Genomic DNA, 26,785 nt, shown 5'->3' on the forward strand with positions numbered 1-26,785 from the left:
CGTTCGGGCTCAGCGTGTGCCGATCGCCTGCGGGTAGTCGAAGAAGCCGGTCGGGTCGTACTTCCGCTTCACGTCGACCAGGCGAGGGTAGTTCGCGCCGTAGTAGGCCTCTCGCCAGTTCTTCAGCGTCGGGTCGGGGAAGTTCTGGTACGCCTGGTCGGGCGCCTTGCCGGGGAAGATGTCGTCGTAGAACTGCTGGAGCCAGCGGAGGTTGGCCTCGGCGACGGCGGCGGTGTCGTAGTCCGCCCACGAGGTCTCGGCGGCGAAGACGAAGAGGTCGCTTCGGTGGACGAACGCGGTCGCGTCCGGCGGAACCTGGTTGATCTCACCGCCGAGGGCGAACATCGCGAACCCGGCGCCGTCCTCGTTGTTGCTGCCGGGCCAGTCCAGCAGGCGCTCGGCCGCCGCGCCGACCTGCTGGTCGGACAGGAGGGTGCGGGAGTCCAGGATCGCCGACTTGGTGGCGAAGCGATCGATCGGCGTGGTGGCGCTCAGCAGTACGCTCGCCTCACCGGGCGTGACCTGACGGACCGACGCGCTGTTGCGGGCGCGTTCCTCGGGCGTGCCGATCTTCAGCAGCGGAGCGAGGACGGCACGCAGTTCCTGGACCGTGCCGTAGAACTGGCCGATGGCGTTGACGTTGGCGTTCGCACGGATCTGCGCCCTGGTCGTTCCGTTGGTCCCGATACCCATACGCATATGGAACCGCCTGTCGCCCTCGGTCTCCTGGGCGATGTGCTGCGCGGTGGCGACCACCGGCACTACGGAGTCGAGGCTCCAGCGGAGCTGGTAGAAGCCCACGGTGCCCTCGAACTGCTCGTACTGGAAGGTGAACGAGGTGTTGACACCGAAGTTGTTGCCGGCCCCGCCGCGGCAGCCCCAGTACAGGTCGGGGTGTGTGTTCTCGCTCGCCTTGACCGCGCGTCCGTCGGCGAGGACGACGGTCGTGGAGACGAGCCGGTCGCAGGTCAGGCCGAACATCTTGTCGCTGAAGCCGATACCGCCGCCGAGCACCAGCCCCGCGACGCCGACGCTGGGGCAACGACCGGTCGGCACGAACATGCCCTGGTCCTCCAGCAGCGGATGCAGGTCGCCGTTGGTGACGCCGGCGCCCACGGTGACGGTGCCGGCATTGTGCACGACCTTCATCGGCCCGTAGACCCGGGAGTGGGCACGGCCCGGCGCCGGGGTGGAGACGATGCTCTTCATACGGGCCATGTTCAGCAGCAGGCCCGTGGTGGTCGAGTACCCGGCGTAGTTGTGTCCCAGCCCGGAGCGCGGTACGGCGGGCAGCCCCACCTCACGGGCCCAGCGGATCGATACGGACACGTCCTCGGTGGTCGCGCAGGTGACGATGCCGGCGGGCCGGATTCCGGCGTACCTGTGGTTGAACGGCAGGGCCAGCGACTCGTACACGGAGCCGGACGGCCGGTAGAGGTCGGCCCCGGGGGACAGCGCGTCGGCCAGCCGCTTCCAGTCCCGGGCGCTGACCGGCCCCGCTTCCCCGGCCGCCGCCGCGCTCCCCGGTGCCTGCAGTCCCAACGCCCCGCCGACGCCGCCCAGCACACCCGCCCGCAGCACGTTCCGCCTGTCGATCACAGTGCCCTACCCTCACGCAGCGGCTCGCAGGCTCCTCCTGCGATCCGATCGGCCAGTCGACCGATCGTCGGCCGGTGCCGTTCCCGTCGGCCGCCCACGCGCCGGACCCGCCACACGAAAGGGCGAGACACACACCGCCAAGCAGCGCACAGACACCCGAGGGCCGCTTCCCCGGGGCTTGGGCCTGCGCGGGCCCGGGCCCGACTCCGCCTGCGCGGGCCGCGGTGTCGTCTCAGTGCCCGTATCCATGGCCCTGCCGTGTCGGCACCTTCATGCGATACGGCCGAGGCTCAGGGCGGGTACGCACGGCTGAGCCCCCTCGCCGGTCGGGGAGGGGGCTCGGGTGCCGCTCGGTCAGCAGACCGCGGGCGGGATGCTCTGGTCGTACTGGAAGACGTTCTGCGGGTCGTACTTCGCCTTGATCCGGCGCAGCCGGTCGAAGTTGGACTCCCAGTACGCGGTCTCCCAGTCCTGCGTGCCGATGTTCGGCACGTTGACGTAGGCGCCGTCCACGAAGGGGCGCAGTGCCTGGCTGAACTCGGCGATCCAGGCCTGGGCCTGCGGGGTGAGCGGGTCGCAGATGCCCGGCTGGTCACTGCGCTTGCCCCAGCCGACGCCGGGCTCGGCGTAGAAGAGCGCGTCGCGGTGCGGGAACGAGGTGCCGCCGCGCGGGGACTTCCTGACGTTCCCGCCGAACGCCTGGACGAAGTAGTTGCTGTCGTCCGTGGGGGCCGTCTTGACGAACGAGGAGATGATGTCGATCGCCTTGGTCGGGAGCGGCTTCTTGGCGAACTGCGAGTAGAACTTCCAGTTCGCGGGCTCGTTCTCGATCGGGACCTGGAATCCCGCGTACACGTCGCCCCAGTTTCCCACCTGCGTCGTCACCTGGGGGGTGTCGATCGACAGGAGCGGGGCCAGCAGCCTCTTCGCCTCCGCGGGTGTCCCTTCCGGGAGGACCGCGAACAGCAGGATCTGGTTCCGGTGGGCTTCGAGCTGGGTGCCGAGGCGGCTGTCGGTGTACGGCGCGACGCGCTGGTAGGTCTCGAAGATCCTGCGCAGGTCGCTGGTCCCGTCCCAGGTGGCCGTCAGATACGTGACGCTCTTCAGCGGGGCCAGCTTGTAGGTGAGCGAGGTGACGATTCCGAAGTTGCCGTTGCCCGCTCCGCGCAGCGCCCACAGCAGATCCGCGTCGTGGTGCAGATCGACGTTGAGCACCTTGGCGCACTCGCCGCCCTCCGCGACGACGATCTCGGCGCCGATCAGGCTGTCACAGGCCATGCCGAGCCAGCGGGTGAGGAAGCCGAACCCGCCGCCGAGCGTCGCCCCGGACAGCCCCACGCTGCCTTCGGTCCCGGTCGTCACCGCGAAGTTCTGCTTCGCGAGTGTGGTCACCGCCTCCAGCTGGTTGAGGCCGGCACCGACGGTCGCGATGCGAGCGCCGGCGTCGATGTGGACCGACTTCAGCTCGCTGATGTCGATCACCAGGCCGGCGTCGACGTTCGACCAGCCCTCGAGGCTGTGGCGGCCGCTGCGGATCCGCAGCGCGGTGTTGTGCTGGCGCGCCCACGTCAGGGCGTTGACCACGTCCTGGGTGTTCTGGGCGAAGACGATCACCAGCGGATAGTGGGAGAAGAGCTGGTCCCAGCCGAGGCGCGCGTCCGTGTACCCGGGGTCCTCGGGGCGGACGATCCGGCCGGTCAGCTGTGCCGGCCCGCAGTGCGCCCCGTTCGCCTCGCTCTCGGCCGGACCGGTCATGGCACTCGCGTCGGGGGCCGCGGCGGTTGCGGCCCCCGGCACGACGACCGCACCGGCGCCGGCGACCGCCGTCGTCTTCAGCAGTCTTCGACGGGAAAAGTCGTTCATGGTCCGTGTCCTCTCGGCCACCAGCGGGCGCGAATCGGTCTTTTATGGACGATTTAGGCGAAGAGGACGGTAGCAAAAGCAAAGTCGATGGACCGTCTCGACACGCTCGCGACTCTCGACAGCCGGTCCAGCAGAAACCCCCAGGCCTTGGACCTGGGGGTTCTGTGTCATCTGCGGGTGGGTGAAACGCGGTCAACTCCAGGGCATGCCCAGGAGCGGACTCCACGGGCCCTGGCCCGGCGTCAGGGTCGGCAGCTGCACCGCGGTGCCCGGCTGGTCGGTGGTCTGGTTCGCACTGCCCGGCTGGCCGGTGGTCTGGTTCGTCGTGCCCTGGGTCTGTGCGAGTCCGGTGGTCCACAACTGGTCGACACGCGAACGCTCGGCGGCGCTCGGGTAGCGGTTGGTGCAGGACGTGCCCGCGGTGCCGCCCGACATCAGCTCGCTGCACGGCCCGCCGTAGTCGTCCGGCAGGCCCAGTACGTGCCCGGTCTCGTGGGTGGCGACGCGGACCGAGTCGTACTGCCGGGTCTGGGTGTAGTCGAGGAAGACGTAGCCGCTTCCGTGGCCGTTGGTGGAGGCGTAGGACCCGCGCGAGTCGTTTCCCTCGCGGTAGGAGAAGTCGGCGCCGCTCGACGCCTCCTTGAGCTTCACGTTGGACTCGGAGCTGTTCCAGATCGAGGCCGCGCTCGCTATCTGCGAACGGAAGCTCGGTGCCTGGGAGTCGTCGTAGTAGACGGTCACCGCCTGTCCGCCGGGCTGGGCGGCACGCTTCGCGGCGACCGACCTGAGCACGGCCTCGAAGAACGCCTTGTTGTTCGCGGCCTCCTCGGCCGACCCCTCGTACCCCGCCACGGAGGTACCGGCGGAGGCGGACGGGACGGCGGCCGTCTGGGCGCTCGCCGGCACCGCCGCGCCCAGCACGCCGGCGGGCAGTCCCAGGCCGAGGGCGAGAGCGAGGAGTCTCGCGGAGGTTCGGGACGACTTCATGTGGGGGGCTCCTACTCACTCGGTGACGCCGAGCGCCCGGTGCGCGGTCGAATCTGTGGGGAACACCGGTTCCGAACTGCGGCGACGTCCTGTGGGTCGACATTCTTAGAACGGCTCCACAGGGAGCGCAAAGGGTCCCCGCAACTACGTCGCCTCGTAGGTCCCGGGACCCCGTCGGAGCGGGGTGCGGGTCTCCGGTCCGCGTGTGACGACGGGAGGGAGAGCTGACGCCAAGTCAGAAACCTTGCGGCGAGGGGCAGTGGGCGCGCGTACCGGTCGGGCGGAAATCCGAGGTGTACGCCGGGGTTCATATCACGGTCAAGATGGACAAATAGGTAAATGTCCATCCCGCTGCATCTACTAAGCGCACCGGATGATGGGCGGAACGCTGTGACCGAGGTCATAACGGTCGCAAAGGCTCCGCCCGGTCGGCCGATGTAGCCCTCAAGATCGGCGACGACATGGACCGAGCCGGTCGCGTTGTGGAGATGGATGTCGCCGTCGGCGTCGACCGGGACCACGGCCAGGGCCGGGCGGGTCTCGCCGGCGCCGAGACTGTCGTCGTACACGCCGGGCAGGCCGCCTGCGCCGTACGCGGTCACGTGGGTTGCGCTGGTCGGTGCCCGCGGACCACCCCTCGGTAAGGCCAAGGTAAGAGTCGCGTAAGATGCGGCCACTTGTGCGAGGGGTCGGACCCTCGTAGGGGAGGGAACATCACGTGGGCAGACACGCCCTGAGACGGGGCGGTCCGGCCGCCGTCGTCTCCTCGCTCGCGCTCGCCGTCGTGGCCGCGTCCGTCGTCGTCCTGTCGGAGGGCGGCGGCTCAGCGGAAGCGACCGAGGCCGACACCACCGCGATCACACTGGTGGACCCCAGCTCCACCACACCACGCACCGACCGCCCGTACGTCGCGGGCGACACCGGCTTCCTGCACCGTCAGACCGGCAAGGCCGGACTGCTGTGGACCGACTACACGACCGGCAGGACCGTGACCGTGCGGAACGCGGCCGGCGTCTACACCCCGGGCACCGGCTGCACGGGCATCGGCTCCGAGTGCCGTACGGCCTGGTACGGGTCGGACAGTGACCTGGTCGCCCTGCCGACGGCCCCGAGCACCCCGTCCGTCACCCTCTGGGACCCGGCCACGGCCACGTCCGAGAGCCTGAGCTGGGCGGTCGCCGGCCACGGCAACTACCGGGGCCTGGCCGGCGACACGATCGTCACCGGCTACTCCCTGATCGACAAGGTCGACGGCGCGTGGCGCACCCGCAAGATGACCGGTGAATGGACGAACATCCAGGACCAGGAAGTCGTCGCCGCGGACTCCGACGGTGTGCTGTGGGAGCGGGGCGGGACCGTCGACTACATCGACGTCGGGTCGGCCGTGAACGCGGTCGCCTTCGCCGACGCCGACGACGCCGATCACTATGTGATGAGCGGTGACCGTGTCGGCTGGTACGACACCAGCACCTTCACCCTGCATCTGAAGTCCCGCTCCGACCTCACCGCCGCCGACCAGGTGGTCACCCTGCCCTCGCACCCGGGCACGCTCGACGGCGACCCGGTCCTGGTCGGCGACTGGCTGCTGCTGCCGCTGTCCTCCACCTCGCTCGGCTCCCGGCTGCTCGCGGTGAATGTGGACGACCCCTCGGTGCAGCGGACCCTGCTGGAGAGCGCCGGCGAGTACACGCTGCCGGCCGGCGACGGCACCGCCCTGGTCACCGGCGGCACCGACGCCACCGACTGGTGGGTGCGGCGGGTGAGCCAGGCCGAGGACGGCACGCTGAACCTGGCGAAGGTCCAGCAGTCCCCGGCGGTGGAGAACGTCAAGACGGGCATCGCGCTCAGCCGCGGCAGCCTTCGGGTCGCCGAGGACGACCCGAAGTCCACCGACGACACCACCTCCGTGCGCACCCTCGCCACCGACGGCTCCGCCGCGCTGACGGCGTCCGAGGCCACGGCGGGCCGCTCGGTCCACTCCGCCCTCTGCCCTTACGAGGGCACCACGTGCTCGGCGCTGTGGGGGAACCTCGACGCCCAGGACGTCTACCTCGACTCGAACGGCGGCACCGACGAGGGCGAGAGCCTCGGTGACGACCGGCTGGTGGCGATCGACGGCCACTACCTGGACTTCGGCGGCCAGGGCGGCCACATCGTCGACGTCTCCGACGACTACGCCGTCTTCGACTCCGGCGGCGCCACCCCGGCGCAGTACGTCGGCGAGTTCGGCCAGGGCCAGAAGCTGAAGCGCTCCGTGCGCGCCGCCGCCCTGAACGGCTCCACCCTGTGGAGCGCCACCAGCACCGCCGGAAAGCTGACCTCGTACAGCATCCCGCAGGAGAAGACGCTCACCACGGTGACCGTCCCGGGTCTGGCCTGCGTGCCGAGCGAACTCCAGGCGGCGGGCCGCTGGCTGTACTGGGCCTGCGGGACGGACTCGGCGGGCGTGTACGACACCAAGGCCGGTACGGCGAGGGCGGTCACCCCCGGCGATGTGCTGCTCGGCGACGGCTTCACCGTCCGCCACGACCACGGCGCGGACACGCTGGTCCTCACCGAGGCGGCCACCGGCACCACCCGCACGATCGCCTCCCGTCTGGCCGACAAGGGGCTGACCGTGGACCGCCGTTACCGCTGGACGGTCGACGAGTACACCGGTCTGGTCGCCTGGTTCGACGACTACGAGCGCACCCACGTCACCACCACGGGCATCGCCCCGTCCGCCGTGACGGCCTTCGAGACGTCGGTCGGCGACTACGTGGGCCCGGGGACGCCCCTCCAGGGCAGTTGGGTGCTGTCCCGCCCGGCCACCTCCTGGTCGCTCACCCTCACCTCGGTGCAGAGCGGCGCGAACGGCAGGGCCACCCGTACCCTCACCGGCGGCGCGACCGCGGCCTGGGTGACGGCGACCTGGAACGGCACGACGGCGGACGGGAGTTACTTCCCCAACGGCCACTACACCTGGACCCTGAAGGCGACCGGCCTCGGCACCGCCACGCCGGACACGGTGACCGCCGGCGACGGGTTCCTGGAGCGCGGGGCCGCGGTGCGCCGCGACTTCGTCAGCCCCGACGGCCCGGACGGCCGCGGTGACCTGCTCACCCTGAACTCCTCGGGCGGACTGACCTTCCACAGCGGCACCGGGACGGGGAAGTTCGGCGAGAAGTACACGGGCACAGGCTGGCCCACGAGCATCATGGCGGTCCCCTTCGGCGACCTCAGCGGCGACCGCTGCAACGACGTCCTCGTCCGCTACAGCAGCGGCGCGCTGCGGCTCTACAAGCCGGGCTGCGGGGCGGCGGTCGAGCCGACGACGTCGTACACCACCCTCGGGACCAGCGGCTGGACGCAGTACAACGTGCTCACCTCGCCCGGTGACGTGAGCGGTGACGGGCGCCCGGACCTGATCGCGCGGAACGCGTCCACCGGAGCGGTCTACCTCTACAAGGGGACGAGCACCGGCAAGCTCGCCGCCCGCGTCAAGCTCTACGACAACTGGAAGGGCTACAAGAAGATCGTCGGCACCGGTGACATCACCGGCGACGGCAGGGCCGATCTGCTGGTCCAGGACACGTCGAACAACGTCTACCGCTACAACGGCAAGGGCGACGGCACGTTCGCGGCCCGCGTCAAGGTGTTCTCGAACTGGGGCGGTTCCTACAACGCGGTCGTCGGGGTCGGCGACATCACGGGCGACGGCAGGCCGGACCTGGTCTCCCGCGACTCCAGCGGCAACGTGTGGCGCAACAGCGGGGACGGAAAGGGCTCGTTCGGTGCGCGGGTGCGCATCGCGACCGGCTGGAGCGGCTACAAGTCCCTTACGTAGGGGGCGAGTTCAATCCGCCGAAGGCGCCCGGAGACTTGGTCTCACCGGGCGCCTTCGATGTTCGGGTGGAGCACCGCGGTCCGTTCCCGGGCCGGTGATGCACGTCACATGGAACTGGTGGGTGGCCTCTTGGCAGAGCCAGGCATGGAGCCACTATTCAGGGCCCGCGTCCGTGCGGGCGACGAGGACTCCTTCAGGGTGCTCTTCCGCGAACACGGGCGGGCGGTCTACAACCACTGTTTCCGCCTGACAGGCGACTGGTCGGTTGCCGAGGACTGCGTCTCGCTGGTGTTCCTCGAAGCCTGGCGGCTGCGGGAGAAGGTCGATACGGACGGCGGAAGCCTGCTGCCGTGGCTGCTCGGGATCGCCACGAACGTGGTGCACCACCGCAGACGTGCGGCTCGGCGGCACCGCGCCCTGATGGAACGCATGCCTGCGCCCGAACCGCTGTCGGACTTCGCCGAGGAGGTGGTCGGACGGCTGGAGGACCAGCAGCGGATCGCCGCGGTGGTCGAGGCGCTGAGTCAGTTGTCGCGGCAGGACCGTGAGGTGCTGGCGCTGAGCGTATGGGCCGGACTGAACTACGCCGCGACCGCGGAGGCGCTGGGGGTGCCGGTGGGCACCGTCCGCTCCCGGCTGGCCCGGGCGCGTCGTCGGCTGGAAGGAGTGGCGCAGAAGAATCTCGACCGGAATGCGGAACCCACCGCCGCAGGACGGCAGCAGACAGGTGACCGCCACGAGGCGGTCCGGCCGGGCGAAGGAACGGAAGGGGACCGTGGTGAGCCGGGAACGGAGTCGGGACAGCGACGTACAGGAATTGCGCCGGCTGCTGGCCGTGCCGGACGAGCGGGACTTTCCCGCCGGCCGACGGATCCAGCGTGAGGAACACCTGATGCGCAGTTGGCGGACGATGGAAGAGGAACGCACCGGTGGGCGCAGGCGCCGTGTGCAGAAGCGGTTCGTGTGGGGGCTGGCGGCGGCGGCGATCGCGGCAGGCGTGACGGTGGCGGTGCCCAACGGGACGCAGACCCCCGCCTATGCGGTGGAGAAGAACCCGGACGGCACCCTGACCGTCTCCCTCCGCGACCTCGACTGGTCGGGTGGCCCTCAGCAGTTCCGGCAACTGGCGGACAGGATCCGGGCGGCCGGCTTCACGGCGGTCATCGACAAGATCCCCCCGGGCAGGCACTGCCGGCTCGATCGGGGGAAGCTTCTCAACCAGCAGAGGTCCGGCGACGGCAAGGGGGGCTACAAGTACGTCATGACACACGCTGACGCGTTTCTGGTCGAAGAGCACCTGCCCGGTCCCATTCGGAAGGGGCCCGCCGTGCAGTACGCCCACTACTTCAAGCCGTCGTTCATCAAAGGCCCGGTCGAACCGTGCGACGCCGCGTGACCCGTCGCCCCTGCCGGTGAACTGCCCTCGGCACAGGTGATGTGCCGAGGGCAGCCGCCGAGCCGCGTGCTGCTTTTCGGGCCGCGCCCCTACGGTGTTGTGGCGCGCCGATCCAGCAGACCGAGGTGATCGCGAATGGCGGACGAGGGTGTGGACCATCCCGGGCTGATCGTCCCGGTCGGGCATGTCGAGCCGGTGCCGCGGCGGATCCGTGCGCAGGTCGGCGGCCGGTGGGTGTTCGACACCCGGCGCGCGCGGTACGTGTGGGAGTGGCCCGGCTACCCGCAGTACAGCATTCCGCTGCGGGATCTGGCCGAGGGCGTCCTGACCGACGACGGCCGCGTCGGCCGGCTGGGCCCCGGCCCCGCGCGGCGGCACTCGCTGCGGGTCGGCTCCGAGGTCCGTGAGGGTGCGGCGTGGGTCTGGGACGAGGGAGCCCCGGCGGAACTCATCGGCACCGCCCGTTTCCGGTGGGACGCGCTCGACGCGTGGTACGAGGAGGAGGAACAGGTCTTCGTCCACCCGCGGAGCCCGTACACCCGGGTGGACGCGCTGCGCTCGTCCAGCCGGGTGCGCGTCGAGGTGGACGGCGCGGTCCTGGCGGACGCGCCGTCCTCGGTGAAGCTCTTCGAGACCGGCCTGCCGACCCGCTACTACGTGGAACGCACCCATGTCGACTGGACCCTGCTGCGACGCTCGGACACGGTGACGACATGCCCGTACAAGGGCAGGACCAGCGAGTACTGGTCGTTCGCGCGCGGGCCGGTCGTCCGTGAGGATCTGGCCTGGGCGTACGACTTCCCCACGGTGTCGTGCGCCGCCGTCGCGGGGATGGTCGCCTTCTACAACGAGCACGTCGACCTGTACGTGGACGGTGTCCTGCTCCCGCGGCCCACCGCCCTGTCGAGGGCGCAGTGGGACAAGGGACAGCGGGCGGATTCCTGAGCCGCTCGCCGTCGCACGCCCACGGAATCAGGGCCGTACGCCCACGCAATAGGGTGGACGGCATGTACGTGGTGGAGGTCGTCCAGCTGCTGGTGTCGCCTGTGCACCGGTACCTGGGGCGGCCGTCCGAGGGACCCTCGGCCGCGGTCGGGGAGGAGCTGGTCCGGAGCGTCGAGGTGCGGCGGAACCTGGGCATCGTGGGCGACCGTTACTACGCGCGCCCGGCACACCGCGACGCCGCCGTCACGATCATGTCGGCCGAGAACCTGCCGCTGGACATCGACCCGCGGACCGATCTCACGCTCACCCGCAGGAACATCCTGCTCCGTGGCGTCGACATCGACGCGCACGTGGGCTCGACCGTGTCGCTGGACACCGGCGCGGGCCCCGTCCTGCTGGCCGTACGGCGTCCCGCCCGGCCCTGCGCATGGATGGACGCCGTCATCGGTCCGGGCGCGCAGCGGGCTCTGCGGGGCAAGGGCGGCGTACGCTGCACGCCGCTGACGGACGGAGTACTCACCGTGGGAAAGGCCGAGTTCGCGGTCGTGGAGCGGGAGCCGCGCCCGTCCTGACGGCCGTGGCGTCAGCCGGGCACCACGGGCGCGTCCCAGTCGATCCGGTACCGGTGCGTCCAGCCGAACATCTTCTCCGGCGTCAGGAACGTCCGCGTCGCCAGCGGCATCAGCAGGGCCATCATCTTCGTCGCGACCGGCCCCATCGACTTCTGGCTGTTGGTCTTCGCGGCCTGGGCCGCGACCTTCTCCACCCTGCCCCGCCTCAGCCGCTCGTATGTCGCGAACGCCGTGGCCGGGTCAGGGATGTCCCGCAGGCACCGCGCCAGCTGCACCGCGCTCTCCGCGGCGAGGGACGCGCCCTGCCCGGAGCTGGAGGACGGCGCGTGGGCCGCGTCGCCGACCAGGACCATCCGTCCCCGGTGCCACGTCGGCACCGAGGGCAGGATCTCCAGCCCTCCGAAGGTGAGGAGGTCGTCGTCATCGGTGCCCTGCAGCAGATCGCGGCCGGGCACGTCCCCGGCGAACTTCTCCCGCAGGATCCGCATCCACGCGGCCGACGGTGTCGCACGCGCCTGCTCCGCGCTGAGCGGTTCGTCGTACGGCAGGTTGCCGAACCAGGCGGTGCCCTGGCCGGGCACGGGCCAGTAGCCGAGGAACCCGTGCTCGCCGAAGGCGAAGTACATGGTGTCCGGCCGTGCCCGGGGGACCTCCGCCTTCGAGAAGGCGCCGAAACCGAGCAGGCCGGTGTACCGGGGGCCGGGCGCCGCCGGGTCGATCAGCCGGCGGACCGTCGACCGGATGCCGTCGGCCCCGACCAGCACGTCCGCGGTCACCCGGGTCCCGTCGGCGAACTCGGCGGTGACGCCGGCCGGGGTCTCCTCGACCTCGGCCAGCCGCTTGCCGTACACGGTCCGCACGCCCGCCGCGGCGGCCCGCTCGCGCACCGCCCCGTACAGGTCGGCGCGCCACATCACCTGGCTGGGCGGCAGGCCCGTCAGGCCGCCGAACTCGCCCATGCGCCGGCCTCGTCCGTCGGTCATGGCCATGCGGTGGATCGGCTGACCGGCCAACCCCGGGTCCACACCGACGACTTCGAGGGCGCTGAGCCCGTTCGGGGCGACCATCAGCATGCCGCCGCGGCCGTCCGCCGTGTTCTCGTAGGCCTCGTAGACCGTGGCCTCGATGCCCGCCCTGCGCAGGGCGAGGGCCGTCACCGGTCCGGCTGTGCCGCCTCCGACGACGGCCGCCGTCTTGATCGCACTCATGGGTCCGCCTCTCTCCCGTGTCCGGGCCGGATGGTCAGTGGCCGTGCCCGCGTGCCGGGTCGTCGACCGTCGGGTGGGTGCCCGTCCGGTGGGCGAGCCGCAGGTCCTCCAGGTAGGCGCGGGAGCACATGGCGCTGAGGACCGCGACGCCGCCGCGCTGCACGCGGACCTCGCTGTCGGAGGCGGCACCGGTCAGGCGGATCCGGCGGGCGCCGGCGGGGGCCGGTTCCCCGGCGGTCCGGACCTGAGCGTCCTTGACCTTGCCGCGGGCGGTCCAGCGCAGGTCCCAGTGCTCGACGACGGCGTCGTCCGGCACCAGCAGCTTGACCGTGGCGCGCTGGAGTTCCAGGGGCAGTTCGATGTCGTCGGGCAGGTCGGGGGAGCGCAGGTCGAGCACGGCCAGGCCCCGGCGGGCGCGCACCTGGATGTGTCCGGCGCGGGTCCAGTCGCCCAGCCGCTTGGTCACGGCGTGGTCGGCGTGGATGCGCTGGGTGGTGACGGTCTTCTCGGTGGTGGTGACGGTCATTTCTGCGGTCTCCGTCCGCTCGCGGGCGATGCGCTTTCCGATGACTCGATAGTTGCAGTGCAACTAGTCTCATGTCAACTAGTTTCGCTGTGGGTAGTATGCGGACATGAGCACCCCGTCCCGCAGCTCCCCACTGGCCCTGACCGTGCTGGCCCTGCTGCACTTCCAGCCGCTGCACCCGTACGGAATCCAGAGACTGATCAAGCAGTGGGGGAAGGACCGGGTCGTCAACGTCGGCCAGCGCGCGAGCCTCTACCGCACGATCGACCGGCTGCTCGCGACGGGCCTGGTCGTGGTCCGGGAGACCGGCCGCGACCAGCAGTACCCCGAGCGGACGGTGTACGAGCTCACCGACGAGGGGCGCTCGACCCTGCGCGTCTGGCTCGACGAGATGCTGGCCGCGCCGAAGCAGGAGTTCCCGCAGTTCCCCGCCGCGCTGTCGTTCGTCCTCATGCTCGCCCCGGAGGAGGCCCTCGCTGTGCTGGAACAGCGCGCCGCGACCGTCGCGCGGACCCTTGAGGCGCACGACAAGTCCCTGGCGGAGCAGGCGGAGGTCTACGGCCTGCCCCGGGTGATCACGCTCGAAGAGGAGTATCTGCGTGCGGTCACCGCGGCGGAACTGAACTGGCTCCGCGGCGTCACGGACGATCTGCGCAGCGGCCGGCTCGGCTGGACCGTCGAGGAGCTGACCGCTCTGGCCCAGAGCACGGGACGGCAGGACGCGACCTGAGCGCCGTCCCGGGATCCGCGGGATTCTCGTCACTGACCGTGCAGGCACGAACGCGCGGTGCGCCCCTGGAGTGAAGGTGTGCCGCCCGAGGGGTGATGTCGTCACACCCCTTTGGTGTTATATGAGCCGTATGCACCAACTGCTCCTGCGGGTGTGGTCCCGGCGTGGGATACGCAGCGTTGCCGGTCAGATGTTCGTTCTGCAGGTCGTGGTCGTCCTGGTTCTCGTGGCGGCGGCGGTCGCCGCCCTCCTGCTGCAGTCGCGGAACGACGCCGAGCGCGAGGCGCAGAAGCGCTCACTCGCCGTGGCGGCCTCCGTCGCCTCGGACCCCACGGTGCAGCGGGCCCTGACGGAGGCTCATCCGAGTGCCGTGCTCCAGCAGCAGGCCGAGGAGACCCGCAAACGCTCCGGCGTGGACTTCGTCGTCGTGATGAGCCCCACGGGCATCCGCTACACCCATCCGACCCCCGCCCAGATAGGGCAGCACTACATCGGCAACATCGCGGCGGCCCAGCACGGCGGCATCGTCACCGAGACGACCGTCGGAACGCTGGGTCCCTCCGTCCGGACCGTGGTCCCCGTGACCGACTCCCAGGGGAAGATCGTCGGGCTGGTGTCCGCGGGTATCGTCATCAGCCAGGTGAGTACGGCGGCCGGACGGGAGATGCCGCTCGTCCTGACGGCCGCCGGAGCGGTGCTCACGGCGGCCACCGGGGGAAGCGCCTTGATCGGGAGGCGTCTGAGCCGTCAGACACACGGTCTCGGACCGATCCAGATGACCCGCATGTACGAACACCACGACGCCGTTCTGCACTCGGTACGCGAAGGCGTCCTCATCGTCGATCCGCGGGGCCGGCTGCTCCTGGCCAACGACGAGGCGAGGCGTCTGCTGGGGCTCGGCGCCGACATGGAGGGCCGGCCCGTCACGGACCTGGGACTCGCCCCGGAGGCCGAACAGCTCCTCCTGTCGGGCCGGGCGACCACGGACGAGGTGATCGAGGTCGGCGACCGGCTGCTGGCCATCAGCCAGCGCCCCACGCTGCGGCCGGGACCGGGAGGCTGGGTCGCCACGCTGCGGGACACGACCGAACTCAGTGCGCTGATGGGCCGGGTGGAGCTGGTCCAGGAACGGCTCAAGCTGCTGTACGACGCCGGAATAGGCATCGGCACCACGCTCGACGTGACCCGCACCGCCGAAGAGCTGGCGGAGTTCGCCGTGCCCAGGTTCGCCGACTACGTCACCGTCGACCTGGCCGACGCCGTGCTGCGAGGCGAGGAACCCGACCCCCTGAGCGCCGCGGAGCTGCGCCGGGTCGCCCTGCGCGGCATCCGCCCGGGTGTGCCGTTCTACCCGGCCGGAGCGCTCATCCGCTTCGACCCCGCGACCCCGCAGGCGGCGAGTTTCGGTTCCGGGCGGATGGTGCTGGAGGCCGACCTGGCGGCGTTCTCCGGCTGGCAGGCACAGGACCCGGACCGCGCTCGCAGACTGGTGGCACACGGCGTCCACTCCATGATCACCGCTCCGCTGCGGGCCCGCGGCGCGATCCTCGGCGTGGCGACCTTCTGGCGTTCGAAGGAGCCGACCTCCTTCACCCATGAAGACCTCTCGCTCGCGGAGGAGCTGGTCGCCCGTGCGGCGGTGAGCATCGACAACGCGCGCCGCTTCACGCGGGAGCACACCATGGCGGTCACGCTGCAGCGCAGCCTTCTGCCGCACCTCCTGCCGGAGCAGAACGCGGTCGACGTGGCGCACCGCTACGTTCCGGCCGAGGCGGGGCTCGGCGGCGTCGGCGGCGACTGGTTCGACGTCATCCCCCTGCCCGGGGCGCGGGTCGCCGTCGTGGTGGGCGACGTCGTGGGACACGGGCTGCACGCGGCCGCCACCATGGGCCAGCTGCGTACCGCCGTCCACAACCTCTCCACGCTCGACCTGCCGCCCGACGAACTTCTCTGGCACCTGGACGAGCTGGTCACCCGCATCGACCAGGACCGGGACGGAGACGGCGGAACACCGACGCTCACGGGCGCCACCTGCCTGTACGCGATCTACGACCCGGTCTCGCGGCGGTGCACGATGGCCAGGGCGGGCCATCTGGAACCCATCCTCGTGCTCCCGGACGGCCACGCCAGTCTGCCCGGAGTACCGGTCGGCCCACCGCTGGGGCTGGGCGGGCTGCCGTACGAGAAGACCGAGGTGATCCTGCCCGAAGGCAGCAGCATCGTGCTCTACACCGACGGTCTGGTCGAGGACCGGCACCACGACATCGACGAGCGCATCGAACGCCTGCGCCGTGCCGTCGAGCCGGCCGGGCGCACACCGGACCAGATGTGCCAGGCGGCGATGGACACCCTGCTGCCCGGGCCGCCGCGCGACGACGTGGCCCTGGTCGTGGCCCGTACCCGGCTGCTCGACGACAAGCACACCGCGTCCTGGGACGTGCCGTCCGACCCCGCGGCGGTCGCCGGAGTCCGGGCCGCCGCCGCCGATCTGCTGCGGGACTGGGGCCTGGAAGAGGAGGCGTTCACCCTGGAGCTGATCCTCAGCGAGCTGGTCACCAACGCCATCCGGCACGCGACCGGCCCCATCGGGGTGCGCCTGATCCACGACCGCAGCCTCATCTGCGAGGTCTCCGACGGCAGCAGTGTCTCGCCGCACCTGCGCCGGGCCACCACCATGGAGGAGGGCGGCCGCGGCCTCTTCCTGGTGGCCCAGTTCGCCGACCGTTGGGGGACCCGCTACACATCCGACGGAAAGGTCATCTGGACCGAGCAACGGCTCGCCTCACCACCTTGACCCGCCGCAGCCGTCGCCCTCACCGATGTCCAGGTGTTCGAGGGCCCGGCCGGCGTCGTCGGAACGCTCACGGCCCACACCACCGGTGAGGAGTTCCCGCTGACCATGGTCGAGATCCACCGGGTCGAGGGCGGCACGGTGCGGAGGATCGACGTCTACACGAAGAACCCCGACGACCTCGCCGCGTTCTACGCGCGCGCCGAGGCCGGCGGCCGCTGACCGGGTCTCGCCGCAGCTGAAACGCGACCTCCCATGTCGGGTGCGCGCGGCTCGTCGTACGCTGGCGGGTCGCAGGTGCGGTGTGCGGGGGAGGAAACGGGAGTTGGCTACTGCCAAAGCGGCCACGGGTATGTCTGCAGCGTCCGACGACGATGCCTGGGCGCGGCTGCTGGAGGACGTGGCGAGGAGCGGGCGGCGGCTGCGGCGTGCCGAGCTGGATTCGCTGCGCGAGTACGGCGACCGGGCCGCCGAGCAGGGGCGGGGGCTCGCCGAACTGGTCGACGAGCGGCTGGCCGTGACCGGCAGGGTCTGGGAGGGGCAGCCGGTCGACGCCGCGTCGATGACGGCACTGCGGGCGGCGATGGCCGCGCTCGCCGACGGGCACGGGCGGGCCTACCGGGAGCGGTTGCGCCGGGAGGAGGCCGGGCGGCGGGAGTTCGTGGCGGACCTGCTGAGCAGCCGCAGCGACCTGGGCCGGCTGGCCGAGCACGCCGAGCGGTTCGGGCTCAACCTGGCGTGCGCGCATGTCGTCGCGGTCGCCGAGGGCGACGGCTACGACCTGGAGGATCCGCTGGTACGGGCGCTGGAGCGGCGGCTGCTCGGCCGGTTCGGCGAGCAGGAGATCCTGCTGGCGGTGAAGCACGGGCGGCTGGTGTGCATCGTGCCGTCGGGTCCGGGCGAGGCCACGGCGGTCAAGGCGTTCGCGGAACTGACCCAGGGCCGGCGGGTCGTGGTGGGCCGTCCGCACAGCGGCCCCGGCGGGGTGGTGCACTCCTACGAGGAGGCCCGGTCGGCGTTGGATCACGCGGCCCAACTGGAGCTGCGCGAACCGCTGTTGTACGCGGCCGATCTGCTGGTCCTGCCGGTGCTGCTGCGGGACCGGGAGGCCCTGGAGGATCTGGTACGCGGGGTGCTGGGCCCGTTGCGGACGGCACGCGGCGGGGCCCGGCCGCTCCTTGAGACGCTGATCGCCTACGCCGATTCGCGCTACGTCGCGGCGGAGGCGGCGCGGCGGCTCGGGGTGAGCGTGCGCGCGTTGGCGTACCGCATCGCCCACGTCGTACGGCTGACCGGCCTGGATCCGGACGACGCGTTGCAGCGCTACACCCTGGAGACGGCGGTGTTCGGCGCACGGCTGCTGGGATGGCCGGGCCAGGATCAGCCGGCGGACGGGTAGGCGGCGCACAACGCGTGCCAACGGGCGGTCTGTTCGGGGGTGGACCGGCCGCGGAGCCGGGCGAGTGCGAGCAGGTTGGCCTCCGCGGCGCTGCCGAGGGTCCGCGCCTCGGCGAGGTAGTGGTCGTCGAGCAGGGTCTCGACCTCGGCCTCGCTCTGGACGGGGTCGATCCGCGCGGCGAGCTGCGCCATGGTGCGGTACGAGCCCTGGAGCAGGAACGGCGGTTCCTGGCGGCCGGCGTCCTCCTGGGCGGCGGAGGCGATGTAGGCGCGGTTGACGGCGAGGACGGTCCGCTGGACGCTGCGCAGCCGGGTGAGCGTGGCCAGCACGCGGTCCAAGTCCAGGACAGGATGGGCGAGTTGGTCGGCCTGGGCGGTCGGGTCGCCGTCGGCGAGGGCGACCAGCAGGCGCAGGTCGGCCGGGTCGGCTCCGGCGAGCGGGGCCAGGACCGGGTTGGCGGCGAGGGCGTTCTCCAGGAAGGAGAGCGCGAACAGGTCGTCGTGGCCGCTGAGCACCTCGCCGAGGTTCCAGACGTCGGCACGGTTGGCGAGCATGTCGGGGATCTGGAAGCGGTGCCCGTTCGCGGTGTACGGGTTTCCCGCGAGGCAGACGGCGAAGCGGCGACCGCGCAGGTCGAAGCTGCGGGCGACACCGTCGGCGACGGCCTCGATCCGGCGCTGCGCGTCGCACAACGGGATGAACTTCTGCAGCAGTTCGGGACTGACGTGCTGGATGTCGTCCAGGTACAGCAGGACGTTGCTGCCCGCCTCCAGGGCGAACACGATCTTCTCGACCTCGCGCCGGGCGGCCGCGTCGGGGGCGCGGTCGGGGTCCAGCGAGGTGGTGCCGGTGCCGAGCGCGGGGCCGTCGACGCGGACCATGAGCAGGCCGAGCCGGTCGGCGACGTACTCCAGCAGGGTCGTCTTGCCGTAGCCGGGCGGGGACAGGAGCAGCAGCAGTCCGCTGCGGTCGGCCGGGCCCGTGGGGTCCAGGGTGCCCAGCTGCCTGGCCAGGTTGTCGCCGACGAGGGGGAGGTAGACCCGGTCGATGAGCTGGTTGCGGACGAAGCCGGCGAGCGGGCGGGGACGGTGGTCGTCCAGCCGCAGCCGGGCCCGCTCGGCGGCCAGGACGTCCGCGCGCCGCCGCTGGAAGGCCCGGAACGCGGGGGCCCGCTCCTGTCGGAACTCCTGTGCGCGGTGCGGGAGTTCGTCGAGGCGTACGGTCAACCGGCCGTCGTGGACGCGGGGGTGGACGCCGAGCAGTCCGTCGACGGTCTCCTGGACGGCACCGGCGATCTCGTAGCGCGGCAGATCGGGTGCGCACAGGTGGGCCACGGCCTCCGGCACGCCTTCACCCTCCGAGTGGACGGCCGCGTACGACCCCAGCCAGGCGGCTGCTAGTTGGCGGCGCGCGGGCAGGTCGGTGCCGAGCGCGGCCAGGTCCGCCGCGAGGGCGGGAGCGGCGTCCGTGTGGCGGAAGCCGTCGAGGAGGGTGCGTACGGCGGGACCGGTGGCGAAACCCTCGTGCGGATCGGCGAGTTCGGCCACCAGGTAGTCGCCGGCCCGTGCGGCGGGCGGCAGCCCGGTCAAGGCGGTGAACGCGGCCACCGCGTCCGAGAGTTCGGCCGCCAGCTCGGACCAGGCCGTCGCCGGTGCGGCGCCGTCGGGTCCGAAGTGGGCGCGGGCCAGCGCCAGGGAGCGGGCGCGGCGCTGCCAGGCGGCCCGTCGGTCGTCGGTCGCGGCATGGGCCCAGAACAGCTGGGCGGTGGCGCGCACCTCGGCGGGGTGCTCCAGCAGCCCGGCACCGGCCCGCAGCCGGAGCAGCGCGCCGAGGACGACGGTGGCGTCGTGGTCGTGGACGCCGCGCTCGTAGCCCTCGTCGTAGGCGCTCTCGGCCGCGCGCCGGACCTGGTCGAGCAGCGGCTCGCCGTCGGTGGCCGTGGGCAGCAGCGCGGCGGCCAGGTACTCGGCGCGGTAGAGCGCCGGTGACTCGCTGACCAGAGGCTGTGTCCAGAACTCGCGTCCGGTCAGCAGCTCGGGGAGGTGGGCGGGCCGGCGGTAGCCGGTGCCGGTGACGGCGAACGCCAGCCCGTCGCCGTCCGGCTGCAGGGTGAGTTCCACCGGCTCCCGGCGGACGGCGAACCGGTGCCGTCCCAGCCGCACGGCGGCCCCGCCGTCCTCGGTCAGATCGGCCCGGTCGCGCAGCTCGCGCAGGGCGGTGCGGACGGCGTCGAGCAGGCCGTCCTCCAGCTCCTGGGCGCGCACCTGGTCGTCGAGCTCGCGCAGTTCCCCGGCGGCGGCACGGACCCGCGACGCCATCGGGTCGGCGGCCTGCGCGGCGTGGATGTCGGCCGCCGACGCGAGCCCGGCGAGCCTGCGGCGCAATGCCTCCAGGGCCCGCAGCGCGGAGGCGGCCACCCGGTCGGCGCGGGCGGCGGCCTCGTCCAGCAGGGTCTGGCGCCGGGCGGCGAACGCCTGCCGGATCTCCTCACGGCGCAGCGCCAGGTCGGCGGCGAGGTCCTCGGCCTCGGCGAATCGGGCCTCCAGCGCGTCCAACCGCAGCAACAGCCGGGCGAGTTGGTCGTCGCAGGCGGCAGGGGAGCCGGCGGCGGCCAGGGCGGCGGTCGTCGCCTGGGCGAGCAGGGCCGACTCGGCGGCGTGGGCGGCGCGGTGCTCGGCGTCCAGCAGGACCCGGCGGCGGTTCGCGAGGACCGCGCGGGCCCGGTTGACGGCCGCCAGCACCTCGCCGATGGCCAGCAGTACGGCCGTCGTAGCGCCCGGATCGGCGGTGACCGCGCCGGTGACCAGGTCGGTGACGGTGGCCAGCGCGTCCGCCTGCTCGGTGAGACCGTCGGTGAGCCGCTCGGCCTCGGCGGCGGTGGCGACCGAGGCGGCGTCCTCGGCGGTGCGCAGGGCGGCGGCCAGGGGGGCGGCGAAGGCGTCGGGACCGGCGAAGAACGCGAAGGCCCGCTCGGTCGCGGTCGTGAGCTCGTCGGCCAGGTCCGCCTCGACGCGGTCCAGCGCGGCCGGGTCGAGCTGGGGAAGTTCGCGCAGGGTGCGGGTACGGCCCTGGGCCCGGCGGAGTTCGGCGAGCAGCGCGGTCCAGCCGTCCGCGTCGGCGGGCGGTTCGCCGTGGGAACGGCGGATCAGCCCGGCGGCCTCCTCGCGCGCCCGGTCCAGCTCCCGCGCCGCACGGGCGGCGAGCTGCCGGATCCTGGTCTGCTCGGCCGCCAACTGCGCGGCTGCCTCCCGCAGTTCGGTCAGCGGTTCGAGCAGGCCGGTGTCGGCGAGCCAGTAGTGGCGGTCCGCCGCCTTGGCACAGACGTCGAGGATCAGCTCCGGGGCGGCCGCGGCCGGGTTCTCCGGCGCGGCGGCCGTCGCCGTACGGACCACATCGAGGCATTCGGCGATGCCGTGCACCAGGTCGGCGTTGCCGATCCGCTCCAGCGGGCCGTCGCCGACCGCCTGGGCGGCGGCGTACTCGGCGGACTGGAAGGGGGTCTGCCACAGCTGGAGTTCATGGGTGCGCACCGGCTCGCGGTCCGCTCTGAGCAGGACGAGGGTGCCGTCGGGGAGGAGGGTGTGCGCGGCGGCGTGCAGGGCGCTCGCGGCCTCCCGGCGGACGGTGTTCCAGGGCAGCAGCAGGACCTGGGCGCGGCCGGGGCGGCGCAGGACGTAGAGGAGGTCCTCGCCGTTGGGGGCGGGGAGGACGGCGTCGAAGTACAGGCCGCCGTCCGCGGCGGTATCGGCTCCCGCGCCGGCCGTCGTACCGCTGTCGCCGTCGGTGCCGCCGTCGATGCGGAAGGTCCGGTGGCTGCCGTCCGCCAGCTCGTAGCCGCCGGGGAAGATCAGGCCCTGCTCGGCGGGGAGCAGCCGGGCGCCGCGGCCGAGCGAGTCCTGGCGGCGCACCGACCCGGTACGGGTGTTGACGACCAGGTAGCGGTCGGCCGGTTCGTTGTAGGGGCGGATCCGCAGGAGCAGCAGGGGCCCGGTCACCGCGTAGCCGACCGTGGCGTCCGCCAGGCTCTGCAGCGGCTCGTCGACCGGCTCCCGGAACAGCGGCCGGTCGCCGGGCACGGCGTGGACGGTGAGGCTGCCGCCGGTGGTGGCGACCGAGACCGCGCCCTCGCCGCCCTCGATCAGGATCCGCCCGTCGGTGTGGTCCTCGCGGCCGGTCGTCCGCCACGGCAGCTCGGAGGCGGACGGCTGCGGCAGGTCGCGTTCCCCGTGGTTGCCCAGGTACTCGACCCGGTCCGCCCTCAACTCCCAGCTCAGGACCCGGAGATCACCGTCGTTCTCACCGGTGCGGAACACCGCGAGCAACCGCCCCGACGCCGTGTGCACCAGGTCGGCGAGGCGGGCGTCGCGGTAGTAGCGCAGCAGTTCGGCCAGGTCGCGGCGGAAACGCTCGTCGTCGAGCAGGCCGGGCACCCGCTCCGGGCCCAGCGCCGAGCCGTCCGGGGCGTGCAGCGACAGCAGCCCCGCGTCGAGGCCGGGCGCGGAGGTCCCCAGGAGGAGGACGTCGGGCCGTACGGCGACGATGCCGCGGGCGGTGCCTTCCCCGGCGGTGCGGGGGCGGGCCGAGCCGACCAGCTCCAGGGGGCGTGAGCCGAAGGCTTGCTGCCGACGGGAGTTCAGCTCGGCCGCACGCCGGCCGAGCTCTGCAGCGCGGTCGGCGAGCCTTGCCCGCAGGATCTGGTAGGTGCCGTCCTCGACGCCCATGGTTTTTTGCCGTTCCCCCCTGCCGCCGTCGGTTGTCTGCGGCGTCGTCGTGGCTGGTCGCGCAGTTCCTCCCCCAGCCTTCGGCCGGGGGCACCCCCAGCGCCCCTTGCGGGGCGCTGTTGTGGTCGCGTTATTTCGTCGTGCCGTTGGCGAGCTGAACGGGGTCTCCGGTCTGCTGGTCGCCCAGCAGCTTCAGCAGCAGGGCCAGGTTCCACGGGCCGCCCGCTGCGAAGCCCCGCAGTACCTCCGTCGCGTCGGTGCTGAAGCTCTTCTCGCCGCTGAGCCACTCCGCGCCGAGGGCCTGTACCGTCTCCGAGCCCTGTACCGCGCCGTCGATCGACTTGCCGAAGGACACCGCGCCGACCAGCCGCTCCAGGAACACGCTGTCGCCGCCCACGATGTCGATGTCCGCGCTCTCCAGTCCGGCGGCCAGCACCGCCGCCTGGGCCTCGGCCACCGTGCGCTGGACCTCCAGCGCGGCCATCCGGACCTCCTTGTCGGCGGCCAGCCGCAGCCGGAACTCCTCGTGCGCCCGGGACACCTCGTCCAGCGCGGCCATCGCCGCGGCCTTCTCCTTCAGACCGGCGGCCTCGCCCAGCAGCCGTTCCCGGATGCCCGCCGCCTCCGCGTTCGCCTTGCTCTCGGCCACGGCGGCCTCGGCCAGCCCGACCTTCTCGATGGCGGCCGCCTTCTCCTTCAGGCCGGCCGCCTCGCCCTCCAGCCGGGCCCGTACACCGGCCGCCTCGGCCATGGCCTGGCGCTCCGCCACCTCGGCCTGGGCCAGACCGGCCGCTCCGGCCATGGCGCGCTCGCCCTCCGCCCGGCGTACCTTGGCGGCGGCCTCCAGCTCCGCGCTCTTCTGCCCGGCCTCGGCCAGCACCAGCTGCTCCTTGGCCCGCAGATGCGCGGCCTGCTCGGCGGCCTCGGCCGCCTTGATGTCCTTGACGAGCAGTTCCTGCGCCTCCGCCTCGGCGGCGATGATGACCGTCTGCCGGGTGCGCTCTGCCTCCTGGACGACCCGGACCCGCTTGATCTCCTCCTCCTGCTCCGCGACCGTGCGCTCCACCGCGACCCGCTCGCGCACCACGTCGGCCACGCCCCGGCGCTCGACCTCGACCTGCTTCTCCTTCTCCGCCCGGGCGAGCTCCACCTCCCGCTCCCGGTTGACGACCTCCAGCAGCCGGTCCTTCTCGATGCGCTCGCCCTCCACCGCGAGGACCCGCTCCCGGTTCTTCTCGGCGACCGCGATCTCCCGCTGCTGGTTCTCCCGCTGGACGCCGAGGAGTTCCTCGGTCCGCAGCAGCGCGCTGTGCGCCTTGAGCCGCTCCTCCTCCTGGACCTGCGCGGTGGCCGCCTCCTCCTGGGCCCGCAGGGTCTCGATGCCCTTGCGCTGCCGGATCTCCGCCTCCGCGCGCCGCCGTTCCAGTTCCAGGACGGCCTCGCGCGCGTCCACGTTCTGGCGGGTGATCTCCATCTCCTCGTTGCGCTGGAAGTCGTTGGTGCGGATGTGCTCCAGCGCGGTGAGCTCGGTGATCTTCCGGATGCCCTGGGCGTCCAGGATGTTGGAGGAGTCGAGCTGCTCCAGCGGGGTCTGCTCCAGGTGGTCGATCGCCGCGTCCTCCAGGTGGTAGCCGTTCAGATCGGTGCCGATGGCCGCGACGATCCGGTCCCTGAACTCCTCGCGCTTGGTGTAGAGGTCGGCGAAGTCGAGCTGCTTGCCGACCGTCCGCAGCGCCTCGGCGAACTTCGCGCTGAACAGGTTCTGCAGGGTCTCCTGGTGGCTGGCCCGCTCGGTCCCGATGGCCTGGGCCACCTTGATGACGTCCTCGACCGTCTTGTTGACCCGGACGAAGAACGTGATCTGGATGTCGGCGCGGATGTTGTCCTTGCAGATCATGCCCTCGCGGCCGGTGCGCATGATCTCGATGGTCTTCACCGAGATGTCCATGACCTCCGCGCGGTGCAGCATGGGCAGGACCAGGGCCCCGGTGAAGGTGACGTCGACGCTCTTGGGCCGGGAGACGATCAGGGCCTCGCCCTGGACCACCTTGCGGAACAGCCGGCCGAAGAGCAGCAGCGTGCCCAGGCCGATGAGCAGCAGGACGGCGACGAGCACACCGATTCCGATGGTGACGACAGACATGGCGGATCCCTTGGACGGCCTTGCCGCGGATGAGTGGATGAGTGGATGAGTGCGTGAAACGAACGAACGACGGGGCCGGTTGCGTCAGCCGGTGGCCGGCGGGGCGGGCATGACCCAGAAGAACTCGCCCTCGGCGTCGTAGTCGTAGATGAGCGCCGACGACCCGGCGCGCAGTGCCGCGCCGTCCGGTCCGGCCGCGTCGTCGAGGCTCTGCCGGACCTGCACGGTCGCGGCGGACCCGTCGACGGCGTGCACCTCGGCCTGCCCGAAGTCGGGGCCGACGCGTCCGGTGCGGATCACACAGCCGAGGCCGACGAAGTCGCGGCGGGACGGAGGCGGGACGGGGGCGGGCGTCAGCCGTCGCAGCGGCCACGCCAGCAGGCGTGCGCCCGCCCACCCGCCGACCAGGGCGGCCGGCAGCAGGGCCCCGTGATCCCCACTGCCGAGCAGCACCCGGCCGGTCAGCGCGCTGAACCAGGCGAAGGCGACCACGAGCGACACCGCCACGGTGATCGGCACCCCGCCGAGGCCCAGCACTCGCTGCAACCCCCCGTGGCCATGGCGTCCCCCGCCGTGCCCGTGGCCGTGCCCATGCACGTGTCCGTGATGTCCTGCGCCGGCTCCATGGCCGTGATGTCCCGCGCGTGCCCCGGGGAAATGTGCGCCTCCCAGGAGCACCAGCAGCCAGTAGGCCGCCACCACGACCAGGGCGAAGGTGAAGACCACGGTCGGATACGCCGTGACCGCCCCCAGAAAGTCCCCCACTGCGCTCGCCCGCCTCCGCGATCCCCCGACGGCCACGCTCCGTGTGCCGCATGCGCAAGGGTGACATCGCGCCAACGGTCACGCACTGCGTGATCCCGGAAGTCTCGGCGCCCCCTTCATGTCCCGGATCAGCTCACACACCGCCGGATCTCCGCAGGTCCCGGCGCGGCAGGCGCGGGAACACCGGGCCCCGGGTCCGGATGGCTAGGCTGGCTGCGCGAGCCGGCGGAGGCTGCGATCCGCATGGGCGACGGGCCCGGGGCCGGACGGGCAGTCCGCTCCGGTCGTCCGCCCTCGTAAGGAACGGACACCTATGAAAGCCATCACTGTTCGAGACCGTGACGCCGGTCCGGCAGGGCTGTCCCTGACGGACCTGCCCTACCCCCACGCGGCCGAGAACGACGTCATCGTGCGGGTGCACGCCGCGGGCTTCACCCCGGGCGAACTGGACTGGCCGGGCACCTGGACCGACCGCGCCGGCCGCGATCGGACGCCGAGCGTGCCCGGCCACGAACTGTCGGGTGTCGTGGTGGAGCTGGGGTACGGCACCACCGGCCTGAGCGTCGGTCAGCGGGTGTTCGGCCTGGCCGACTGGACCCGTGACGGATCGCTCGCCGAGTACACCGCGGTGGAGGCCCGCAACCTCGCACCGCTGCCCGCGGACATCGACCACACCACGGCCGCAGCTCTGCCGATCTCCGGCCTGACCGCCTGGCAGGGCCTCTTCGACCACGGCCGGCTGGCCACCGGCCAGACCGTCCTCGTCCACGGGGCCGCGGGGGGCGTCGGCTCGATCGCCGTGCAACTCGCCCGTGAGGCCGGCGCCCGGGTGATCGGCACCGGCCGGACCGCCGACCGGGAGCGGGTACTCGCCCTGGGCGTCGACACCTTCCTGGACCTGCAGACCGAGAAGCTGGAGGACGCCGGCGAGGCCGACGTCGTCCTCGACGTGATCGGTGGCGACATCCTCGACCGCTCGGCGGCGCTGGTCCGGACCGGTGGCACCCTCGTCACCATCGCCATGCCGCCCAGGGTCCGGCCCAAGGACGGGCGCGCGGTCTTCTTCGTCGTCGAATCCGACCGTGCCCGCCTCGCCGACCTGGCCGCCCGGCTGCGGGACGGCCGGCTCAAGCCGGCCGTCGGTGCCGTACGGCCGCTCGCCGAAGCCCCCGCGGCGTTCGGCCCCGGCCCGCGAACCCCGGGCAAGACGATCATCCGCGTCACGGAGGACTGAAGGAGCCCCGCCACGACCGGAACGCGGATCGCCGGAGCGCTTCCGGCCGTCGCCACCGTGACACCGACCGCGGCCTGCCG

At 72.1% G+C, this 26,785-nt stretch carries 18 protein-coding genes; 10 read left to right on the top strand and 8 right to left on the bottom strand.

Annotation, left to right across the window (positions count from 1 at the left end; genetic code table 11):
- Nucleotides 1-9: 9 nt before the first annotated feature.
- From ACIRR9_RS05040 to snpA, 3 genes are all read right to left on the bottom strand, one after another.
- Nucleotides 10-1,599, bottom strand: a complete 1,590-nt coding sequence (locus tag ACIRR9_RS05040; RefSeq protein ID WP_403747656.1) for an FAD-binding oxidoreductase — start codon at nucleotides 1,597-1,599, stop codon at nucleotides 10-12.
- 354 nt (nucleotides 1,600-1,953) lie between these two features.
- Nucleotides 1,954-3,462 (bottom strand): FAD-binding oxidoreductase, encoded by a 1,509-nt coding sequence (locus ACIRR9_RS05045; protein WP_403747657.1) that lies wholly within the window; start codon nucleotides 3,460-3,462, stop codon nucleotides 1,954-1,956.
- Between the two features lie 192 nt (nucleotides 3,463-3,654).
- Entirely contained in the window at nucleotides 3,655-4,449 is a 795-nt protein-coding gene (gene snpA, locus ACIRR9_RS05050; protein WP_403747660.1) for a snapalysin, read from the bottom strand.
- A gap of 718 nt (nucleotides 4,450-5,167) precedes the next feature.
- Between snpA and ACIRR9_RS05055 the strand changes: the two genes are divergently transcribed.
- The 5 genes from ACIRR9_RS05055 to ACIRR9_RS05075 all read left to right on the top strand — a co-directional run bounded on the left by ACIRR9_RS05055 (nucleotide 5,168) and on the right by ACIRR9_RS05075 (nucleotide 11,188).
- Nucleotides 5,168-8,275 (top strand): FG-GAP-like repeat-containing protein, encoded by a 3,108-nt coding sequence (locus tag ACIRR9_RS05055; protein ID WP_403747663.1) that lies wholly within the window; start codon nucleotides 5,168-5,170, stop codon nucleotides 8,273-8,275.
- Between the two features lie 144 nt (nucleotides 8,276-8,419).
- Nucleotides 8,420-9,157, top strand: a complete 738-nt coding sequence (locus ACIRR9_RS05060; protein WP_403747665.1) for an RNA polymerase sigma factor — start codon at nucleotides 8,420-8,422, stop codon at nucleotides 9,155-9,157.
- Between the two features lie 10 nt (nucleotides 9,158-9,167).
- Nucleotides 9,168-9,671 carry a hypothetical protein gene (locus ACIRR9_RS05065; RefSeq protein ID WP_403747667.1) on the top strand — a complete coding sequence of 168 codons (504 nt, stop codon included), beginning with the start codon at nucleotides 9,168-9,170 and terminating at the stop codon, nucleotides 9,669-9,671.
- Nucleotides 9,672-9,806: 135 nt separating this feature from the next.
- Nucleotides 9,807-10,616, top strand: coding sequence for a DUF427 domain-containing protein (locus tag ACIRR9_RS05070; RefSeq protein WP_403747670.1), 810 nt, complete (start codon nucleotides 9,807-9,809; stop codon nucleotides 10,614-10,616).
- Nucleotides 10,617-10,678: 62 nt separating this feature from the next.
- Nucleotides 10,679-11,188 carry a molybdenum cofactor biosysynthesis protein gene (locus ACIRR9_RS05075; RefSeq protein WP_403747672.1) on the top strand — a complete coding sequence of 170 codons (510 nt, stop codon included), beginning with the start codon at nucleotides 10,679-10,681 and terminating at the stop codon, nucleotides 11,186-11,188.
- 11 nt (nucleotides 11,189-11,199) lie between these two features.
- Here the strand turns inward: ACIRR9_RS05075 and ACIRR9_RS05080 are convergent, their stop codons facing one another.
- Both ACIRR9_RS05080 and ACIRR9_RS05085 read right to left on the bottom strand, forming a co-directional pair.
- Nucleotides 11,200-12,396 carry an FAD-dependent oxidoreductase gene (locus ACIRR9_RS05080; RefSeq protein ID WP_403747675.1) on the bottom strand — a complete coding sequence of 399 codons (1,197 nt, stop codon included), beginning with the start codon at nucleotides 12,394-12,396 and terminating at the stop codon, nucleotides 11,200-11,202.
- Between the two features lie 34 nt (nucleotides 12,397-12,430).
- Nucleotides 12,431-12,922 (bottom strand): hypothetical protein, encoded by a 492-nt coding sequence (locus ACIRR9_RS05085; protein ID WP_403747677.1) that lies wholly within the window; start codon nucleotides 12,920-12,922, stop codon nucleotides 12,431-12,433.
- A 106-nt stretch (nucleotides 12,923-13,028) separates the two neighbouring features.
- On the opposite strand from ACIRR9_RS05085, the gene ACIRR9_RS05090 reads away from it, so the two are divergent.
- From ACIRR9_RS05090 to ACIRR9_RS05105, 4 genes are all read left to right on the top strand, one after another.
- Entirely contained in the window at nucleotides 13,029-13,652 is a 624-nt protein-coding gene (locus tag ACIRR9_RS05090; RefSeq protein WP_403747680.1) for a PadR family transcriptional regulator, read from the top strand.
- A 130-nt stretch (nucleotides 13,653-13,782) separates the two neighbouring features.
- A complete protein-coding gene (locus ACIRR9_RS05095; RefSeq protein WP_403747682.1) occupies nucleotides 13,783-16,446 on the top strand; it encodes a SpoIIE family protein phosphatase in 2,664 nt (887 codons plus the stop codon).
- A gap of 33 nt (nucleotides 16,447-16,479) precedes the next feature.
- Nucleotides 16,480-16,665 (top strand): hypothetical protein, encoded by a 186-nt coding sequence (locus tag ACIRR9_RS05100; RefSeq protein ID WP_403747683.1) that lies wholly within the window; start codon nucleotides 16,480-16,482, stop codon nucleotides 16,663-16,665.
- 130 nt (nucleotides 16,666-16,795) lie between these two features.
- Nucleotides 16,796-17,842 (top strand): PucR family transcriptional regulator, encoded by a 1,047-nt coding sequence (locus tag ACIRR9_RS05105; protein WP_403747685.1) that lies wholly within the window; start codon nucleotides 16,796-16,798, stop codon nucleotides 17,840-17,842.
- On the opposite strand, the gene ACIRR9_RS05110 is transcribed toward ACIRR9_RS05105, so the two are convergent.
- The 3 genes from ACIRR9_RS05110 to ACIRR9_RS05120 all read right to left on the bottom strand — a co-directional run bounded on the left by ACIRR9_RS05110 (nucleotide 17,824) and on the right by ACIRR9_RS05120 (nucleotide 25,471).
- The gene (locus ACIRR9_RS05110) at nucleotides 17,824-22,563 is read right to left on the bottom strand and encodes a DNA repair ATPase (protein ID WP_403747686.1); all 4,740 of its coding nucleotides are present in this window, start codon (nucleotides 22,561-22,563) and stop codon (nucleotides 17,824-17,826) included. The genes ACIRR9_RS05105 and ACIRR9_RS05110 overlap by 19 nt on opposite strands.
- 130 nt (nucleotides 22,564-22,693) lie before the next feature.
- Nucleotides 22,694-24,706: a flotillin family protein gene (locus ACIRR9_RS05115; RefSeq protein WP_403747688.1), complete on the bottom strand. Its 2,013-nt coding sequence runs from the start codon at nucleotides 24,704-24,706 to the stop codon at nucleotides 22,694-22,696.
- An 84-nt stretch (nucleotides 24,707-24,790) separates the two neighbouring features.
- A complete protein-coding gene (locus ACIRR9_RS05120; protein WP_403747690.1) occupies nucleotides 24,791-25,471 on the bottom strand; it encodes a hypothetical protein in 681 nt (226 codons plus the stop codon).
- Between the two features lie 313 nt (nucleotides 25,472-25,784).
- Between ACIRR9_RS05120 and ACIRR9_RS05125 the strand changes: the two genes are divergently transcribed.
- Complete coding sequence (locus ACIRR9_RS05125) at nucleotides 25,785-26,705, top strand: NADP-dependent oxidoreductase (protein ID WP_403747692.1); 921 nt, start codon at nucleotides 25,785-25,787, stop codon at nucleotides 26,703-26,705.
- Nucleotides 26,706-26,785 lie beyond the last annotated feature (80 nt).

This window comes from Streptomyces sp. NPDC101234 (genome assembly GCF_044767525.1).
GTDB classification, from domain to species: domain Bacteria; phylum Actinomycetota; class Actinomycetes; order Streptomycetales; family Streptomycetaceae; genus Streptomyces; species Streptomyces sasae.

Coding starts and splice junctions, on each gene's coding strand:
- ACIRR9_RS05070 (WP_403747670.1), top strand. CDS start 9,807: ATGGCGGACGAGGGTGTGGACCATCCCGGGCTGATCGTCCCGGTCGGG.
- ACIRR9_RS05090 (WP_403747680.1), top strand. CDS start 13,029: ATGAGCACCCCGTCCCGCAGCTCCCCACTGGCCCTGACCGTGCTGGCC.
- ACIRR9_RS05125 (WP_403747692.1), top strand. CDS start 25,785: ATGAAAGCCATCACTGTTCGAGACCGTGACGCCGGTCCGGCAGGGCTG.
- ACIRR9_RS05085 (WP_403747677.1), bottom strand. CDS start 12,922: ATGACCGTCACCACCACCGAGAAGACCGTCACCACCCAGCGCATCCAC.
- snpA (WP_403747660.1), bottom strand. CDS start 4,449: ATGAAGTCGTCCCGAACCTCCGCGAGACTCCTCGCTCTCGCCCTCGGC.
- ACIRR9_RS05115 (WP_403747688.1), bottom strand. CDS start 24,706: ATGTCTGTCGTCACCATCGGAATCGGTGTGCTCGTCGCCGTCCTGCTG.
- ACIRR9_RS05095 (WP_403747682.1), top strand. CDS start 13,783: ATGCACCAACTGCTCCTGCGGGTGTGGTCCCGGCGTGGGATACGCAGC.
- ACIRR9_RS05080 (WP_403747675.1), bottom strand. CDS start 12,396: ATGAGTGCGATCAAGACGGCGGCCGTCGTCGGAGGCGGCACAGCCGGA.
- ACIRR9_RS05065 (WP_403747667.1), top strand. CDS start 9,168: ATGCGCAGTTGGCGGACGATGGAAGAGGAACGCACCGGTGGGCGCAGG.
- ACIRR9_RS05060 (WP_403747665.1), top strand. CDS start 8,420: ATGGAGCCACTATTCAGGGCCCGCGTCCGTGCGGGCGACGAGGACTCC.
- ACIRR9_RS05110 (WP_403747686.1), bottom strand. CDS start 22,563: ATGGGCGTCGAGGACGGCACCTACCAGATCCTGCGGGCAAGGCTCGCC.
- ACIRR9_RS05105 (WP_403747685.1), top strand. CDS start 16,796: ATGTCTGCAGCGTCCGACGACGATGCCTGGGCGCGGCTGCTGGAGGAC.
- ACIRR9_RS05045 (WP_403747657.1), bottom strand. CDS start 3,462: ATGAACGACTTTTCCCGTCGAAGACTGCTGAAGACGACGGCGGTCGCC.
- ACIRR9_RS05075 (WP_403747672.1), top strand. CDS start 10,679: ATGTACGTGGTGGAGGTCGTCCAGCTGCTGGTGTCGCCTGTGCACCGG.